This is a genomic window from Flavobacterium sp. LM5 (assembly GCF_002017945.1).
Taxonomy (GTDB): Bacteria; Bacteroidota; Bacteroidia; order Flavobacteriales; family Flavobacteriaceae; genus Flavobacterium; species Flavobacterium succinicans.
Genome location: NZ_MUFX01000003.1, coordinates 117,690 through 136,277 on the forward strand (window position 1 = coordinate 117,690; position 18,588 = coordinate 136,277).

Sequence of the window (18,588 nt, forward strand, 5' to 3'; positions counted from 1 at the left end):
AGGCTCTTTTTTCTTTTTTTTGAGTTAACTATCGTGATAGGTAAAGGAATCCTGCTTTTTGCTTCATCACCCCACTAAGTGGTTTTTTATATTTTACCACATAATAGTAGGTACCATTAGGCAAAGCATCGGCTTTGTTTACCGTTACACGACCTTCGGAAATTCCGACAAACACTTTCGATGTATTGTCATAACCCTCTACTTCAAAAACCAATACACCCCAACGGTTGTAGATCTCTACGGTATTCTCTGGATAGTTTTCTATACGATCAATAGTAAAGACTTGATTATCCCCATCATTATTAGGTGAAAATGCATTGTGAACTAAAATATCACAAGAACTATCACTGTCATCAAAATCACACGGATCTTTCACTACAATAGTTACTGTTGCCGTAGCACAATTGTTTGGATTAATCACATCACAAATACTATACGTTAAAACATATGACCCAACCGGTGTGCCTACTGGAATAGTGATTTTTCCTTGTGCATCTACACTTACGCCTGCTACTCCATTACTATCAACAATACTCAATACTACTTGAACTGAATTAACCGATCCGTTGTTTATTCTATCATTAACTAAAACATCTAAAACAGCTCCTTTGGATGAATTAATAGGTTGGTTACTGTAATCGTCGTTGGTTGCTGTAATTATAGGTGCTACTACTGTGATTCTGACTGTGGCTTGATCACAAACAATAGGAGATTTTTTAGTACAAATTTCATAATCAACAGCATAAGTTCCTGAAGGAGTACCCGCTTTTACATCTACAGATCCATCTGGATTCAAGGTAATGCTTCCCATTGGATCGGGCGTAATAACTGCAATGATTACATTAGAAGTTGTTGCAGGAATAAGTTCTATAAAGTCATTCTCAAATACATTTAATACGTTTTTAACTCCCCTAATTCCGTCAATTGGACCTACCTTATCATCGTCAGCAAAAACAGAAGGAGGTGCAGGGGCTGGCATGGCTTGAACTATTACTTGCATCGTTGCTCGACTACAAATAACAGGCAAGGTCTTAGTACAAATCTCATACACAACATCATAAACTCCTGCAATCATAGTTGAGGGTACTGTGATGGTTCCGTCAGCATTCAAAGTTAGACCAGATGGAACGCTTACTCCTGTTAATGTTACAGTATTGAACGTTGAAGGTGTTAAAATAACTCTATTTACAGTGTCATTCAACAATACACTAGAAGAGATCCCACCAACTGTCTCAAAGAAAAATACCGTATTGTCCTGAATGGCATTAATTGTATTCACCACAACTGTAACTGTAGATTGATCGCAAACCGTTGGATTAATCTTATCACATATCGCATACACTATAGTATAAGTTCCCGCTGGTGTACCACTTGGAACCTCAACAATTCCAGTAGCTGTATTTAAAAATGGCACCAAACCTCCACTTACTAATCGAGATGCAGGACTCACGACTGTAATATTTACCAAGTTGATTGTTGCTGCTACTCCATTTAAACGATCTGGATCAACAGCATTAGCTACTAACACATTTCCAGCATTCGAACTACCACTAGCTCCATTTACCACAGGTAAAATATCATCTTCAGAAATAATTACTGGGCTTTTAACTGTAATTTTAATGGTGGCATTTGAACAATTCGTTGGATTCAACTTCTCACAAATAGTATAGAAAATAGTATAAACACCTGCTGGAACACTTGCTGGAATTACTATTTCTTTAGTAACACTATCAACCTTTGGCACTGGGAAACTTTGTCCACCAGGTAAGACTATATCTGTTACTGTAACGGTAATTTGATCAAATGTAACTTCAACACCATTTAAGGTATCTACTCCACTACCATAATCCTTACTGAATGGCATAAGTACTAGTGGATTAAGCGTGCTATCGACAGTTATCTCATCGTTTTTAGCAATAATTTGTGCAGCGCTTACCACTACATTAGATATTACTGTATCACAATTACTTGGATTGGTTACCTCACAAATAGTATATTCTACTGGGTAGGTACCTGCAGGAGTATTAGCACCTACAGTTACAGTTCCGTCTGCATTTAAAGTCAAGCCTGTTGGTACACTCACTGGAGTAACACTTACATTACCTGGCGCTGTTCCAACTACTACTGGTAAACCATTTAACGTATCGTTTGCTGTTAAAGCTGTGGTAGTACCACCTGGTAACCCATTAACTGGCGTGGTAGTTTCTGTTACTGCATCAATAATAGGCGCATTTACAACAACGGTAACAGTTGCTGTAGCACAATTCGTTGGGTTTAGTATTTCACAAATTTGATATGTCAAAGTATAATTTCCTGCAGGAGTACCTGCCGCAACAACCACATTGGTGCCGTCTAACGTGATTCCAAGATTTGTTGCATTCACAAAACTAGTTAATACATCTGAAGTGTTTACAGTTTTACAATTTAACAAATCACTTGATAACACATTAGTAAATGAAATTCCACCAGTGTTCCCATTTACAGGTGATCCAATATCGTCATTGGCAACAATAAAATTAGTCACTAGTAAATTCGCTTCACATGTTGTTTTATTACCACATGAATCTTCAATAGTAAGCGTAATAGTTGTGCTACCTGATAAAGCTAAAGATCCTACTGTAGGTGATTGTGTAATAATGAGAGAATTGCTAGCTGTACAATTATCGGCTACAACAATGCTTTTTGTAAAGTCAGGCACTAAAGCTTTGCAATCAGCATCTGAGACTATTGTCTGATTAGATGCACAAGAAGTAATCACAGGTGCCATTGTATCTTGAACCGTGATAGTTTGAACGTGGGTTGTTGTTAATCCACAAGTATCCTTGGCAATCCATGTTCTTATTAAAGTATAACTTCCTGAACAGGCTCCAGCTGTAGTAGTTTCTGTATAAGCAACTGTTGCTATTCCACAATTATCTGTTGCTGTTACTATTGGAGCTATTGGAACTGAAGAACATTCAACGGTAACATCAGTTGGAAGTGCTTCTACAAATGTTGGAGCTGTGATGTCTTGAATCGTGATTACTTGAGTAAAAGTAGCAGAAGAATTACCACAGCTGTCTTTAGCAATCCAAGTATTTGTATAGGTTCCGCTATTTCTACAAGAACCTACTGTGAAAGAACCACTAGTTTTAGTATACATCACAGTTCCTTCACAATTATCAGTAGCAGTTGGCGCTTGTGATTGTGCTACAGCCAAACCAGCTAGATCACCACATTCTAATGTAATATTTAAAGCATTAGCCGATATATTCCAAGTTGGAGCTGTTGTATCTTGAATAGTTATCATTCTTGACACAGAAGCCAAAGCTCTTCCACAAGTATCCGTGGCTGTCCATGTTTCTGTAACGGTTCCTCCACAAGAATTAGGTGTAGCTGTAAAAGTTGAAGCATTTGAAGTTCCACTAATTTCACATCCTCCTGTTAATCCATTGCTATAGGAAATGGTACTTGGTGCTGGTAATGCTCCACAAGCTACAGTAATATCTGCAGGTGCGGTCATCGTTGACAAAGCTGCTGGGCTTACTGTAATTGTTCTTGACACAGAAGCCAAAGCTCTTCCACAAGTATCCGTGGCTGTCCATGTTTCTGTAACGGTTCCTCCACAAGAATTAGGTGTAGTTGAAAAAGTTGAAGCATTTGAAGTTCCACTAATTTCACATCCTCCTGTTAATCCATTGCTATAGGAAATGGCACTTGGTGTTGGTAATGCTCCACAAGCTACAGTAATATCTGCAGGTGCGGTCATCGTTGGCAAGGCTGCTGGGCTTACTGTAATTGTTCTTGACACAGAAGCCAAAGCTCTTCCACAAGTATCCGTGGCTGTCCATGTTTCTGTAACGGTTCCTCCACAAGAATTAGGTGTAGTTGAAAAAGTTGAAGCATTTGAAGTTCCGCTAATTTCACATCCTCCTGTTAATCCATTGCTATAGGAAATGGTACTTGGTGCTGGTAATGCTCCACAAGCTACAGTAATATCTGCAGGTGCGGTCATCGTTGACAAAGCTGCTGGGCTTACTGTAATTGTTCTTGACACAGAAGCCAAAGCTCTTCCACAAGTATCCGTGGCTGTCCATGTTTCTGTAACGGTTCCTCCACAAGAATTAGGTGTAGTTGAAAAAGTTGAAACATTCGAGGTTCCGCTAATTTCACATCCTCCTGTTAATCCATTGCTAAATGAAAGTGTACTTGGTGCTGGTAATGCTCCACAAGCTACAGTAATATCTGCAGGTGCGGTCATCGTTGACAAAGCTGCTGGGCTTACTGTAATTGTTCTTGACACAGAAGCCAAAGCTCTTCCACAAGTATCCGTGGCTGTCCATGTTTCTGTAACGGTTCCTCCACAAGAATTAGGTGTAGTTGAAAAAGTTGAAGCATTTGAAGTTCCACTAATTTCACATCCTCCTGTTAATCCATTGCTAAATGAAAGTGTACTTGGTGCTGGTAATGCTCCACAAGCTACAGTAATATCTGCAGGTGCGGTCATCGTTGACAAAGCTGCTGGGCTTACTGTAATTGTTCTTGACACAGAAGCCAAAGCTCTTCCACAAGTATCCGTGGCTGTCCATGTTTCTGTAACGGTTCCTCCACAAGAATTAGGTGTAGTTGAAAAAGTTGAAACATTCGAGGTTCCGCTAATTTCACATCCTCCTGTTAATCCATTGCTAAATGAAAGTGTACTTGGTGATGGTAATGCTCCACAAGCTACAGTAATATCTGCAGGTGCGGTCATCGTTGACAAAGCTGCTGGGCTTACTGTAATTGTTCTTGACACAGAAGCCAAAGCTCTTCCACAAGTATCCGTGGCTGTCCATGTTTCTGTAACGGTTCCTCCACAAGAATTAGGTGTAGTTGAAAAAGTTGAAGCATTTGAAGTTCCACTAATTTCACATCCTCCTGTTAATCCATTGCTAAATGAAAGTGTACTTGGTGCTGGTAATGCTCCACAAGCTACAGTAATATCTGCAGGTGCGGTCATCGTTGACAAAGCTGCTGGGCTTACTGTAATTGTTCTTGACACAGAAGCCAAAGCTCTTCCACAAGTATCCGTGGCTGTCCATGTTTCTGTAACGGTTCCTCCACAAGAATTAGGTGTAGTTGAAAAAGTTGAAGCATTTGAAGTTCCGCTAATTTCACATCCTCCTGTTAATCCATTGCTATAGGAAATGGTACTTGGTGCTGGTAATGCTCCACAAGCTACAGTAATATCTGCAGGTGCGGTCATCGTTGACAAAGCTGCTGGGCTTACTGTAATTGTTCTTGACACAGAAGCCAAAGCTCTTCCACAAGTATCCGTGGCTGTCCATGTTTCTGTAACGGTTCCTCCACAAGAATTAGGTGTAGTTGAAAAAGTTGAAGCATTTGAAGTTCCACTAATTTCACATCCTCCTGTTAATCCATTGCTATAGGAAATGGCACTTGGTGTTGGTAATGCTCCACAAGCTACAGTAATATCTGCAGGTGCGGTCATCGTTGGCAAGGCTGCTGGGCTTACTGTAATTGTTCTTGACACAGAAGCCAAAGCTCTTCCACAAGTATCCGTGGCTGTCCATGTTTCTGTAACGGTTCCTCCACAAGAATTAGGTGTAGCTGTAAAAGTTGAAGCATTTGAAGTTCCACTAATTTCACATCCTCCTGTTAATCCATTGCTAAATGAAAGTGTACTTGGCGATGGTATTGACCCACAAGCTACTGTAATATCTGCAGGTGCTGTCATTGTTGGCAAGGCTGCTGGGCTTACTGTAATTGTTCTTGACACAGAAGCCAAAGCTCTTCCACAAGTATCCGTGGCTGTCCATGTTTCTGTAACGGTTCCTCCACAAGAATTAGGTGTAGCTGTAAAAGTTGAAGCATTTGAAGTTCCACTAATTTCACATCCTCCTGTTAATCCATTGCTAAATGAAAGTGTACTTGGCGATGGTATTGACCCACAAGCTACTGTAATATCTGCAGGTGCTGTCATTGTTGGCAAGGCTGCTGGGCTTACTGTAATTGTTCTTGACACAGAAGCCAAAGCTCTTCCACAAGTATCCGTGGCTGTCCATGTTTCTGTAACGGTTCCTCCACAAGAATTAGGTGTAGCTGTAAAAGTTGAAGCATTTGAAGTTCCACTAATTTCACATCCTCCTGTTAATCCATTGCTATAGGAAATGGTACTTGGTGCTGGTAATGCTCCACAAGCTACTGTAATATCTGCAGGTGCTGTCATTGTTGGCAAGGCTGCTGGGCTTACTGTAATTGTTCTTGTTTTTGAGATTGTCCTTCCTAGTTGGTCAGTGAAAGTCCAACTTTCAGTAACAGGTCCACCACAAGTTGATGGGATCGCACTTAGAGTTGAAGTTACAGAGCCACTAATGGGGCATGTTGTTGAATTATTACTATAACTAAGAGTGCTTGTTGTTACTGCTCCACAAGCTACAGTAATATCTGATGTAGTAGCAAATTGTGTCCCTGGCGCAGCAAGAATTGTCAAAGTTACTGCAGTTCGATTTGAACTTGAACAAGTTCCGTTAGACGTTTGGCCATATAAAGTGCGTGTCGCAGCAGTTGTACTTACTAAAGTCGGTGGATTTACCACATTTCCACCTATAGCTGCATCGTACCAAACGATACTAGATCCCGAAGGAACGGTGGCAGTAGCCGTCAAAGTCTGTAATGAACCCGTTTCGCATACTGTTACATTAACTGGCAATGTTGGCACAGCAGGTAAAGAATTAATTGTCACCACAACACTTCCTGTCATATTAGCAATACATCCTGTAGTAGCATTAGTAGCTACAATTGTATAAGTCCCTGCAGCAGTTTTTTTACCAAAACTAATAGCACTGCCTGTTCCTGCAACAGCTGTTCCAATATTTCCTCCCTCTAATTGCAATTGATAATTGATTCCTGATTGAGAATTCGCAAGTCCTACTTCAACACCGGTTCCTCCTGAACAATAAGCTCCTCCACCAATTATAGCGAAGGTTGTTGGAAGTTCTGGCTGGTCTTTAACAACAATGTTTGACGAAACTAATGAAATACAACCTGCTGCATTTCTAACTTTAAAAGTATAGGTTCCAGCATTGGCAGTTACGACTCCTATTCCTGAAATACTAACTACAGCTGGTGTAAAGGTATAAGTATTGGTTGCATCGTAGCCTGTGATTTGAAAACTCCCTGTAGCTACTGTGCATGTGGGTTGGGTAATTGTACTTACCGTTGGAGTATTAGGATTTGAAATAGTTGTAATATTTACTGTTGCACTAGTTGAAGTACATGCCCCTGGATTAGAAGTTGAAACTACATAATAGCCATTACCTTCTGGTAATGATGACCATATTAATGCTGAACCAGTTCCTGATTTAGCAGTTTGAACCGCCACATTACTCGAATTATATAATTGATAGGTCACTCCGTTTGCAGAAGTAGAAGAGGATACGGTACCGTTCCCTCCTGGTGAAACACAAATTGTACTTCCTGTTAAAACTAGAGCAGTAGGTAATGCAATTGGAGTGATTGAGATACTAGCTGAATCATTAGTATTGTTATTATCTGGTTGACTACCAGCAGGAATACTGGCGGTATTTAAATAAATCCCACTGGCCTTTACAGTAGCAACAATTTTTAAAGTTACTACTTGGGCATTAATCAAATTACCAATACTCCAAACTCCAGTTGTTGAATTATATGTTCCAACTGAAGCAATAGAACTTACATAAGTGTAACCTGTGGGCAATAAATCGTTAACAACTAATCCAGATGTATTGTTAGGACCTTTATTAGTGACTTTTACCGTAAATTCCACATTTGAACCGACACAAGGACTAGATAGATTAACTGTTTTTAGTACTTCAAGATCAGCACATAATGTAACAGTAACAGGCTTAGATTGTATTAAAGAACCACAGGTTAAAGTAGACGCTAGTGAATAGGAACCTGTTTGTGTGGCCGTATAGGTATTTGACGTAGCTCCTGGAATTGCAACTCCATTATAATACCACTGATATGGAGCAAAACCAACAGGCGTTGTCAATACCGCAGAATTATTTACGCAACCTCCTCCGGAAATATATGTCATAGTAGGTTCATCTGGCTGTTGTGCAAAATTAGAAAAGAAACCAGCCATAGAAAAACCACCACCCTGTTGAACAATAGAAACAGTCAATTTTGCAGTACTCTCTACCGAAATTATTTCTGGACTACCTATTTCGTCATTTGTAAAATTTATTAAATACCATCCTGTAGTTCCTAACTGGTATCTTGCCCCAGCTAGTGTTTCTATGTTGGTGCCATTAACATTGACTACTGCCGTAGCATCATTCAATAGTACATAACCAAAATAAGGCAATGATTCAGGTACAGTATCTGGATCATTATTGGAACCATTAACATTACCCTTATCATCCACATAGTCTCTGAATTTATATGTTTCAATAAAATTAGAACCTCCACAAGCAGATACTGGTGCTATTACTGATATGTCCACTTCGCACGATTGCGCTGTTCCTGAATAAACCGCTATGTTTTCTGTTGAGAAAATTCTGGATGCAGTAAACTCTTTTCCCGTCCCAGCAACGCCATTGACAAAAGTATAAAAATCACCCGCATTTGCTAAAGTAGCATTAGTGGTCCCTGTCAAAGCTCCTGTTATAGAATAACTATTGATAGTTATAGCAGTGTTGGGCTTGGTGGCAACAATAGTAGTTTGCTCAGCAGTATCATTACCTTTTCCTTTTTGAATAAAGTATTCGGTACCTAAAACAGCCTCCGGAGGTATTTGATCAAAAGTACCATCCCCGCAGCCACTTGGTTGATCAAGTCTAGCAGCTGTATTCATTACTGTGCCATTTGAGGATTCTACTAAAGATCCCATTTCCGCTTGAAACAAATAACTTTGACCTGCATTCAATGTTGTTAAGACGCTACCATTTAATTTTATTGTAGTACCATTATTAATGGCCATGATTGAGTATGTAGGTCTTTCAGTTCCTGCAATATTTCCATTTCTATAATACCCTATTCTATATCTTACCCCAATACCCGCATCACCAAAACTAGTCAAAGACGCATTCCCTTTTATAAAGGTATCATTCCCTTCACTACCCAGTTCATCTGAAGCTACATTACGAAGATTAACAGATGTTGGTCCACTACTTGTTACAATTATACCTGCAGCATTAATAATTGTATTCAAAGAATGAATGGGTAATGTATTTGGCAAGCCACTGAATCGATAAACGGCGGGACTACCTTTTGTGGCGGTTAAATTTGTGATAACAGTTCCATCACTTTTCTTTAAAGTAATATTTACTGTTGATGTTGAATTAGTAGCTATGATAATTTCATTTGCCTTGCTAAAGTATTGCCAAGGTGCTGGAGCTATGTAATGATCTGTAAAGAATTGCGAATAAGCATTATTACTTAACGTCAATAACAATAATAAAAAAATGTAATTTTTATATAAACTAGAGTTTGATTCTAAAAATTTGAAAGTAGAGGTTTTAATCATAAATAAATAATAATTCAAATTTGTTAATAAGCCATTTTTACGATTAATACTCGCTGACGCAGTTAGAAAAAAATTGGATACGAAAAAGTGTAAGGACTTTATTCCAATTATGAATTTATACGTAGAATTAATACTACAAATAATAATTTTAATAATTGGCAAAATTAATAGTATTTCAATCATAACATAATAATTACTAGTTAATTAAACAAAAAATCGATTAAAAGCACAATTATATCGATGAAATGCATTTTTATCTTATAACTCTTCAATAATTAGTAATGATAAAGAGCAAAAAAAATCGATAAAAAGAACATCTTATCTTATAATAATATTTATTTTCCTGTTAATACGAGTAATGATTTTTCCTAAAAACAATAGATTTTAGGTATATATACTTGTTTTACAATATATGTAACTTAATCGTTCCTAAGTATTTGCAAAAAATGAACCTATAACAAGAAAAGTAGAGGGAGGGAGTAATAACTTCTATGAGCTACCAATGCAAAAAATTTCAAAAAAAACATCAATGACGCTGAAATCCTTTTAAAATGGGAGATAACAATAGTAAGTTTTGAAAAAAAATATTTCTGATAAAACTTTAAAAAAAATAAAAAAATTTTGTTCAAAAGAACGAGAACTACTTTTTTGTTCAATTAATGGAAGAGAGTCCAAAAAATGGAAAGAATTGCCCGAAAAATTCAAAAATATAATATTGATGAATTTTTAAATAAAAAAAACACCAAAGGCCTTTGTATATAACAGAAGACCTTTGGTGATAATAGAATGAAAATGAAGTTGTACCTAGATTAATTATAAATTATCGATTTCTTCTTGAACAATTTCCCAATCTGTAAGTAATTGATCTAATTCTTCTTTCTTTTTATTATAGGCAATAAAAAACTTGGCATCCTCAATATGCTTGTCGTAATTAGAAGCTAACATTTTATCATCATGTTGAATATCAATTTCCAATTGCTTAATTTGACTTTCAATTTTGCTCAATCTATTGTGCAATGCCTTATTCTTTTTTTGATCCTCGTAAGACGATTTCGACTTGGCATTGTCCTTTGGTAACGTCTGCTTTTCAATATCTTTTTTCTCAACTTCACGCATGTTTTCCAGATTGCGTTGCTCCAAGAAAAAATTTATATCACCTAAATATTGTTTAATTTTTTGATCTTTAAACTCATAGACAATATTTGACATTCCTTGCAAAAAATCACGGTCATGAGACACTAACAATAAAGTTCCTCCAAATTTTTGCAATGCGGCTTTCAAAACGTTCTTAGACTTTATGTCAAGGTGATTGGTAGGCTCATCCATCAATAAAACATTAATGGGCTGCAACAAGAGCTTGCATAACGCCAAACGATTTCTTTCACCTCCAGAAAGCACTTTTACTTTCTTCTCTACATCATCACCTCGAAACAAAAAAGCACCCAACATGTCCCTAACTTTCATTCTGTTTGTATCGGTTGCCGCATCTTCCATAGTTTGCAATAAGGTAATCTCTCCATCCAAATATTCCGCTTGATTTTGAGCAAAATACCCTACTTGAACGTTGTGTCCCAGCTTGATTTCACCAGAATACTCAAACTCGTTAACAATGGCTTTTATTAATGTGGACTTTCCTTGCCCATTTTGTCCCACAAAAGCTATCTTACTTCCTCGTTCTACTAGCAAATCTATTGCAGACAAAATGGTTTTATCACCATATTTTTTGGTCACATTATCTAACTCTAAAACCACTTTCCCCGGTTCTTTGGAAACAGGAAAGGTGATACTCATTACCGAGTTATCATCTTCATCTACCTCAATACGCTCCACTTTATCCAATTTTTTAATAAGTGATTGCGCCATCGATGCTTTGGAAGCTTTGGCACGGAATTTTTCAATCAATTTTTCGGTCTCTTCGATTTTCTTGGCTTGATTTTTTTGGGTCGCCAATTGCTTTTCGCGGATCTCATGTCGCAATTCAAGGTATTGAGAATAAGGCTTATTAAAATCATAGGCTTTACCCAAAGAAATTTCAATAGTCCTATTGGTTACATTATCCAAGAACATTTTATCGTGCGAAACAATGACAACAACGCCAGGAAAATTTCTCAAAAACCCTTCTAACCAAATAATACTTTCAATATCCAAGTGGTTGGTAGGCTCATCTAATAATAAAATATCATTAGACTGTAGTAATAATTTAGCCAACTCAATTCGCATTCTCCAACCTCCAGAAAAAGTATCGGTTTGATTATCGAATACCTCACGCTTGAAACCTAATCCTAATAAAATCTTTTCAGTATCACCAACATAATTATAGCCTCCAAGCAATTCAAAACGATGGGTATAATCAGAAAGATCTTCAATTATTTTACTGTATTCTTCACTTTCATAATCGGTACGAGATACCAACTGATGGTTGATCTCTTCAAGCTTTTTTTCGACAATTTTAATCTCGGTAAAGGCCTCATAGGCTTCTTCCAAAACAGTTCTTCCTGCCTCAAAATCGATATCCTGACGCAAAAAACCCATCCTAATTTCTTTCTCTTGAGCAATACTTCCAGAATCGGGAGCAAAATCTCGAGCTAAAATTTTCAGCATAGTTGATTTACCAGCACCATTCTTACCCACAAGTCCTACTCTATCACCAGCACCAAGCCGAAACGTTACTTCTTCAAACAAATAAGAACCACCAAAAGAAACCGATAAATTATGTATATTGAGCATAGAATGTGACTAAAGTTACCAAGGAAGCAATCTAAAATTGTACCTTTGTTAAAAATTTATGCAAATGTTAAAAAAAGGATCCAAACTAAATAGCATTTTAACAGGAACTTGTCCGAAATGCCAAAAAGAAAGCATGTATCTTGACAAAAATCCCTATACTATTAATAAAGTACTTACAATGAATGAGACCTGTAGCCATTGTGGGTTAAGGTATCAAATTGAACCTTCTTTTTTTTATGGAGCGATGTATGTTAGTTATGGTTTAAATGTTGCCCTTGGAATAGCTACATTTATTGTTTCGTATTTGTTATTACATATTAGTATTAAAAATTCTTTTTTTGCAATAATTGGTATTTTAGTCTTATTATTTCCTTTGGTTCTGAGAACATCACGCAACATTTACATTAATATATTTGTTGACTATGATCCTCAACAAGAAAAGTAATTTATCGCTTTATTTTTTTCAGAAAACGTGTCCAATTTATTTCGGTAGATAAAGGCTGATTCTCTTCAATACTTAAAAAAAGAGATTTGGCCATAGAAGGCGCGAGCATAACGCCACGTGTACCCAGTCCATTTAACACATGAATACAATTATATTGATCATGTGTACCTACTAGTGGTCTTCGATCTCGCACAGTAGGGCGAACTCCAGCAAAATGCTTTACAATTTGAAACTCACAGTTTATGATTTCTTTAATGCGATCCACTAACTCATCTCTTCCTTGATCCGTTGGCAAATTAGTTTTATCACTCCAATTATAAGTAGCTCCTACTTTATACAAATCATTCCCAAGTGGTAAAATAAAAATACTGGTATTAACAATAACATCAACAGACAACATAGGCGCTTTAATGATAAACAATTCGCCTTTGGTTCCGTCTAATGGAAGAAAATTAAAAAAAGGATTATGATGCAATCCGAAACCTTCTGCAAAAATGATATGTTTTGCTTGTATTCCATTGTATTCAACTCCATACTCTGCAAAAACTATATTAGAATAGTGAAAATCTTCTTCAAAAAATAAATTCAACTCTTTAAGATAAGCACGATAAAGATTCAACAAAAGTGCAGTGTCAACATAGCCAGTGTGTAAGACTTCACCGTAACCAAAAGGAGCATCAATTCCTTTAAAAGCATCATAATGTAGCGTAGTGGATAGAAAAGGAGCCAAATTATGTTTGTCCGAAGCAGTGAACCAGTTATTTTGCTCTTCTACAGAAAAAAATTTTCTATAAATAGGCATCTTATGGTCCACATTGACTTTTATCTTGTTGGTTAAGCAAGAATAAAAATCATTCATTTCTTTCAACTGTTGGGCAGCATCCCAAACTTCACTAAAGCGTTTTAAGATGACGGGGTTGTACAAACCACCAGCAACATTAGACGAATTTTGTGAATTGTTATCATAAACAACTACTTGTTTATGATTATTCAATGCTAAATCAGCAAAAGAAATACCTGCCAAACCAGCACCTACAATTATATAGTCAACCATATTTAAAAGTTAAAAAATGAACAAAAACAAAAAAACTCTTACCATAACAGTAAGAGTTTTAATTGTACTAATCTTAAAATTAATAATTCCACATATCCTGTTCGAAATTGCGGATTTTCTCTTTAATTCTTTCAGATTCTAAAAGTTGATTTTGAGAATTATCTTTCATATATTCTTCGATAGCTCTATCTCCGTATACATTCTCTTCTTTGTACACTACACCATTGAAACGTCTAGAATTCAAAATTTGATCAAAAGAAATCGGCATAGTAGAATTTTTCTCATTAAAAGCTTTAGCCTCATGCAAAACTTCTCTAGCGGCTGGAAAAAATATCCAGAACAATTCAATGTAATCTTTTTCCTCACTGTTCATGGTGAATACGTCTGGGGTAACTGGACAAATCCCAAGCAAACGATACTTCAACTCACTTTGACGCTTATCGAAATACCAAAATCCTTTAATTTTGTATTGCGCAACATCCTGAGCTGTTAAATCATTTTTAATGATGTACTCTAAAGGGATCGTCTTTGTAGGTCCAACAGTTTCATCAACATAAGAAACTTTCTTGTTTTTCCCAGTACCTGTAACCACTTTTTTCTTCACAACACGTGATCTGTAAGCATCTGGATCTTGATTTATTAACTCACGACCAGCATCAGTGGTATCAATACGGGAAAGAGAAGCTTGAATATCCTTAAGCGACTTTTTGGTATTAAAATAACTATCCGTATACACTTCAGTTATTTTACCCATTTTCATAGCCTTGGTTAACACATCATACATTGAACGTCTATCTTGACCAATGTTAGCTGTGTCGATAGGGAAATATAAAGGGAAATTGATTTTTTCACTTAAGTCAATGATCTCCCATGTGGTTTTACCCATTAAGATATCTCTGTCATGAACATACCCATATGCCAATGGCTTATCGTTATCCGAAATACGCTGTGCGGCTGTTTTAAGTCCAATTTCACTTGGAGTTTTAGCATTCAAAAGGTTGGATTGTGAAAACCCAGCTACACTACCGAATACTGAAACAATAGCTACAATAAAAAATCTTACATTCATCATGGTGTCTTATAAAATATTAAGCAATTTATAGAATACAATTATTGTATTTCAAAAATTACTGGAGCAGTTCTAGGTAACAAATAACTACCTGCTCCTACTAATTTAGTTTTAATTTCAGAAATAGTTACCTGATCTCCTCTTCCTGCTTTGGACAATGCAGAAACACATTGAGCATTTAAACGGTTTCCAGAAACCTGTACAGTAGGTTGACCTGCAATTTTAAAGTTAAAACCTACAAATCTAAACCAACCGCGAAATCAAAATCAACCAATTTCGCACCGATTGTAGCTACTTGCAAGTTAGACTTAGGCCCTTTAACAACACCCATTTCGCCTCTAATTGTTCCAGATGGCCCAGGAATACCTTTAATTCTATATACTCTTTTATCAGAAGCTACTTTACCATCTGACATTTTCCCAGAAACATTAATTACAACTTCAGAACCTGATCCTGGACTCATGTTGTATTTACCATTTCCTACTTTTGTCAAACCAGGAGCAGTAGCCACAACGTCTTTATCAGAAATACCAGCGAATGAAATAGACATAGGATTCACAACACCACGGTATACAACATTCATTTTATCAGCAGATATTGTCGCAGAATTTGGTCTAGGAACCACAACATATTTACCTGCGAATTTTAAAGGAATTGTTTTGCCATCTTCTAAGAAAGAAAACTGACCGTTAATGTTTTGCTCTCCTACACCACCAGCAGTCAATGAAATAACAGCTTGACCATTTTCTAAACGACCTGGACCTTGAAAAGAAGTTGGCTTGGTGTTTTCATCATAACGACCTAAAACCACCTTACCTTTAACATTTTCTCCTTGAAAATAAGCATTTTTCTCTAATACAACAATTGCTTGGTAATTACTATAAGAAGCTGCTTCAACAGCTGCTTTTCCTAAGGCAGAGTTATACACATCAGCCTCTGCTTTTTTAACATCATTTTGCCAAGCAGAAAGCTTAGCTACAGAAGCTACCGCTGGAAAACCTTTAAAGTGATAATTAAGATATTTAATCTTGTTACCATCTTTATCCGTTACTTCACCAATATTAAATTTATCTTGTACTTCACCAATAATAGAAGCGAATTTTTTATCAGAACCTAAAGCTGCTTTCATATCAGCTTTATAATTTTCAATTTTAGCAATAATTTCCTCTCCTTTTTTGGTATATCCTTCTCCAACAAACCAGTTGTCGATATTATCACCTTTATCCATATTTTCATAAGGCAATTTACCAGTTTCTGCATCAACTGTAAAACCTTTTAAAACATCAGATTTCAAAGTAGCTATGTAAGCATCAAATTCTTTAGTAATAACTTCTACTTTGTGTGCAGTAGCTGCAGCAGCAATAAAATTACCTTTTGCTTCGGCTGCTTTTGTATCTAAGGACATCAAAAGGGCTTGGTTATTTTGAGTAGAAGCAGCATTTGCACTTTCAAATTTTTCATTCATCAATCCAAAAGCAGACAATACTTCTTTGGACATATTCATTGCTAACATCGCGATGAAAACCAGATACATCAGGTTAATCATCTTCTGTCTAGGGGTTAATTTTCCTCCTGCCATTTTTTCTTAAATAATTAGTTTAATAAATAATAATTTTAGTGTAAAACTAATTATCCTTTGTTGTTCATTGCAGAAAGCATACCTCCATAAACATTGTTTAATGAAGCGATATTCGCAGTCATTGAAGCCATTTGCTCTTTCAATTTACTAGCGTTTTCTGCGATTTCTTTGTTCGCCTCAGCATTTCTTGAAGCGCTTTCTAATTGAACTTTATATAAACTATTTAAAGACTCCATTTGAGAAGCTGCCATTGTCAACTCATCGCTGTATTTTTTAGTAGATGCAATAGAATCAACTGTTGGAGAAATTGCTTTTGCAGCTCCTTCAAAGTTTTTGATACTTGTACCTAAACTAGCCATCAATTCAGAGTCGATTTTAGCCTCTTTCAACATGGCATCTAATTTTTGAGATAAAATTCCTTGAGCATCAACTTTTTCTTCTTTTTTAACTTGAGCCTTTGCTTGACCGTTAGCCAATTCTGGATAAACTAAAGTCCAATCCAATTCGTCTTCTACTGGTTCAAACGCAGATAAAGCAAAAATAGCCGCTTCAACTAAAAGACCGATTGACAACATCAAAGTTCCAGTTAATGGTCCTAATTCAAAGTGCGTAATTTTGAATAATGCTCCGATAATTACTACTGCCGCTCCCATACCGTAAGCGAAATTCATTGTTTTTTTGCTTAATAATGCCATAATAATTTACTTTTTTAGGTTAATTTAAAATATTTAGATTGGGTTTTTATTTTCTTTTTCCTTTAGATCCTGTTGCTTGAGTTCCCATGTAATCTTGAACAGTTCTAAATCCGATAAAACTTCTAGCTGAATCAGCATATTCAAAATCTCTAGTACTCACTTGCAAGAAGTACGCAACATCTTTCCAAGATCCTCCACGAACTACTTTTCGCTTATTAGAAGCGTCTGAAACGTTTGGATTCATTGTAGAAACATATTCAAATCCGTTTGGATCATAAGCATCATTAGTCCATTCTGCTACGTTACCAGACATATTATATAGGTTATATCCGTTTGGTTCATATGATTTTGCTTCAACAGTATATAAGGCATTGTCTGCTGCATAATCACCACGGCTTGGTTTAAAATTAGCCAAGAAACATCCTCTATCATTTTTGGTGTATGGACCTCCCCAAGGGTAAGTAGCAGATTCTAAACCACCTCTAGCAGAATATTCCCATTCCGCTTCAGTAGGTAAACGGAAAGAGTTTACTAAATCACGTCCTTTTTGTTTGGATTTAATGTAGGTGTTTTTGTTTTGTGTTCTCCAAGCACAAAATGCTTTAGCTTGCGTCCACTTCACTCCCACTACTGGATATTCGCCATACGCTTTGTGCCAAAAATAATCATTGTGCATAGGCTCATTATAAGAATATGCGTAATCTTTGATCCAAACTGTAGTATCTGGATACACATTAATTTCTTCTGTTCTAATAAAATCTTTTCTAGAACCATTTTTAGCTTTTGCAGCTGCTTGTATGTCCATCCAAGTATATTTATACTTCAATTTATTTACATCAATTGTTCTAAGACCGTTGTAGGATTGGTCTATTGGCAAATACATGGAATCCATTACCTCTGCATAAAACTCATCAGGATATTTTTTAGTTTCCTTGATTAATTTTACTTTACGATTTAATTTTCTGGCTGCATAAGGATCTTTGTCTGTACCAACACTGTAATAATTATCGTACATATATTTATCATAAGCGGTCATTTTTGCTGGATCTGCGTCATTGAAAGCAAAATCAGCAATACTACCAGCTTTCTTACCTTGGCCATCTGTAGGTTTCTGGCCATTCATATCAGCTAGAATTGCTAATCGAACTCTAATAGTAGAATCTTTCACCCATTCTACAAAAGAACGGTATTCGCTATTCGTAATTTCGGTTTCATCCATGTAAAAGGAACGCACGGTAACGGTTTTTGTTGGCGCATCATCAACAGCAGCTATATCATTATCTGATTTACCCATAATAAAAGACCCCCCAGGAACTAATGTCATTCCATACGGTTTCTCTGGGTGCCACTTGCCGCCTTTAACGCCTACTAATTCTCCTTTATCGCTTGATTTACCACAGCCGATCAACAGAGTTAATAAAGCCGTAAAAACAATGATTTTCTTCATATAAATTTGGGGGTTAACTATTCAATTAATTAAGGCCGTAAACCTATTTAATATTTTTTAAATAAACAATTTTTACTACTAA

At 36.5% G+C, this 18,588-nt stretch carries 7 protein-coding genes and 1 pseudogene; 1 reads left to right on the forward strand and 7 read right to left on the reverse strand.

The window, feature by feature from the left end:
• Positions 1–28 precede the first annotated feature (28 nt).
• Complete coding sequence (locus tag BXU11_RS11230; protein ID WP_189318528.1) at positions 29–9,490, reverse strand: gliding motility-associated C-terminal domain-containing protein; 9,462 nt, start codon at positions 9,488–9,490, stop codon at positions 29–31.
• An 813-nt stretch (positions 9,491–10,303) separates the two neighbouring features.
• Positions 10,304–12,217 carry an ABC-F family ATP-binding cassette domain-containing protein gene (locus tag BXU11_RS11235; protein ID WP_078212602.1) on the reverse strand — a complete coding sequence of 638 codons (1,914 nt, stop codon included), beginning with the start codon at positions 12,215–12,217 and terminating at the stop codon, positions 10,304–10,306.
• Between the two features lie 64 nt (positions 12,218–12,281).
• On the opposite strand from BXU11_RS11235, the gene BXU11_RS11240 reads away from it, so the two are divergent.
• The gene (locus BXU11_RS11240) at positions 12,282–12,662 is read left to right on the forward strand and encodes a DUF983 domain-containing protein (RefSeq protein WP_078212734.1); all 381 of its coding nucleotides are present in this window, start codon (positions 12,282–12,284) and stop codon (positions 12,660–12,662) included.
• 1 nt (position 12,663) lies between these two features.
• On the opposite strand, the gene BXU11_RS11245 is transcribed toward BXU11_RS11240, so the two are convergent.
• From BXU11_RS11245 to gldK, 5 genes and pseudogenes are all read right to left on the reverse strand, one after another.
• Positions 12,664–13,716 carry an FAD-binding oxidoreductase gene (locus BXU11_RS11245; protein WP_078212603.1) on the reverse strand — a complete coding sequence of 351 codons (1,053 nt, stop codon included), beginning with the start codon at positions 13,714–13,716 and terminating at the stop codon, positions 12,664–12,666.
• A gap of 79 nt (positions 13,717–13,795) precedes the next feature.
• The gene (gldN, locus tag BXU11_RS11250; RefSeq protein ID WP_078212604.1) at positions 13,796–14,785 is read right to left on the reverse strand and encodes a gliding motility protein GldN; all 990 of its coding nucleotides are present in this window, start codon (positions 14,783–14,785) and stop codon (positions 13,796–13,798) included.
• Between the two features lie 41 nt (positions 14,786–14,826).
• Positions 14,827–16,364, reverse strand: a pseudogene (gene gldM / locus BXU11_RS11255) (gliding motility protein GldM).
• A gap of 50 nt (positions 16,365–16,414) precedes the next feature.
• Positions 16,415–17,059 carry a gliding motility protein GldL gene (gldL, locus tag BXU11_RS11260; RefSeq protein ID WP_024982270.1) on the reverse strand — a complete coding sequence of 215 codons (645 nt, stop codon included), beginning with the start codon at positions 17,057–17,059 and terminating at the stop codon, positions 16,415–16,417.
• A gap of 46 nt (positions 17,060–17,105) precedes the next feature.
• The gene (gene gldK / locus BXU11_RS11265) at positions 17,106–18,506 is read right to left on the reverse strand and encodes a gliding motility lipoprotein GldK (RefSeq protein ID WP_078212605.1); all 1,401 of its coding nucleotides are present in this window, start codon (positions 18,504–18,506) and stop codon (positions 17,106–17,108) included.
• Between the last annotated feature and the right edge of the window lie 82 nt (positions 18,507–18,588).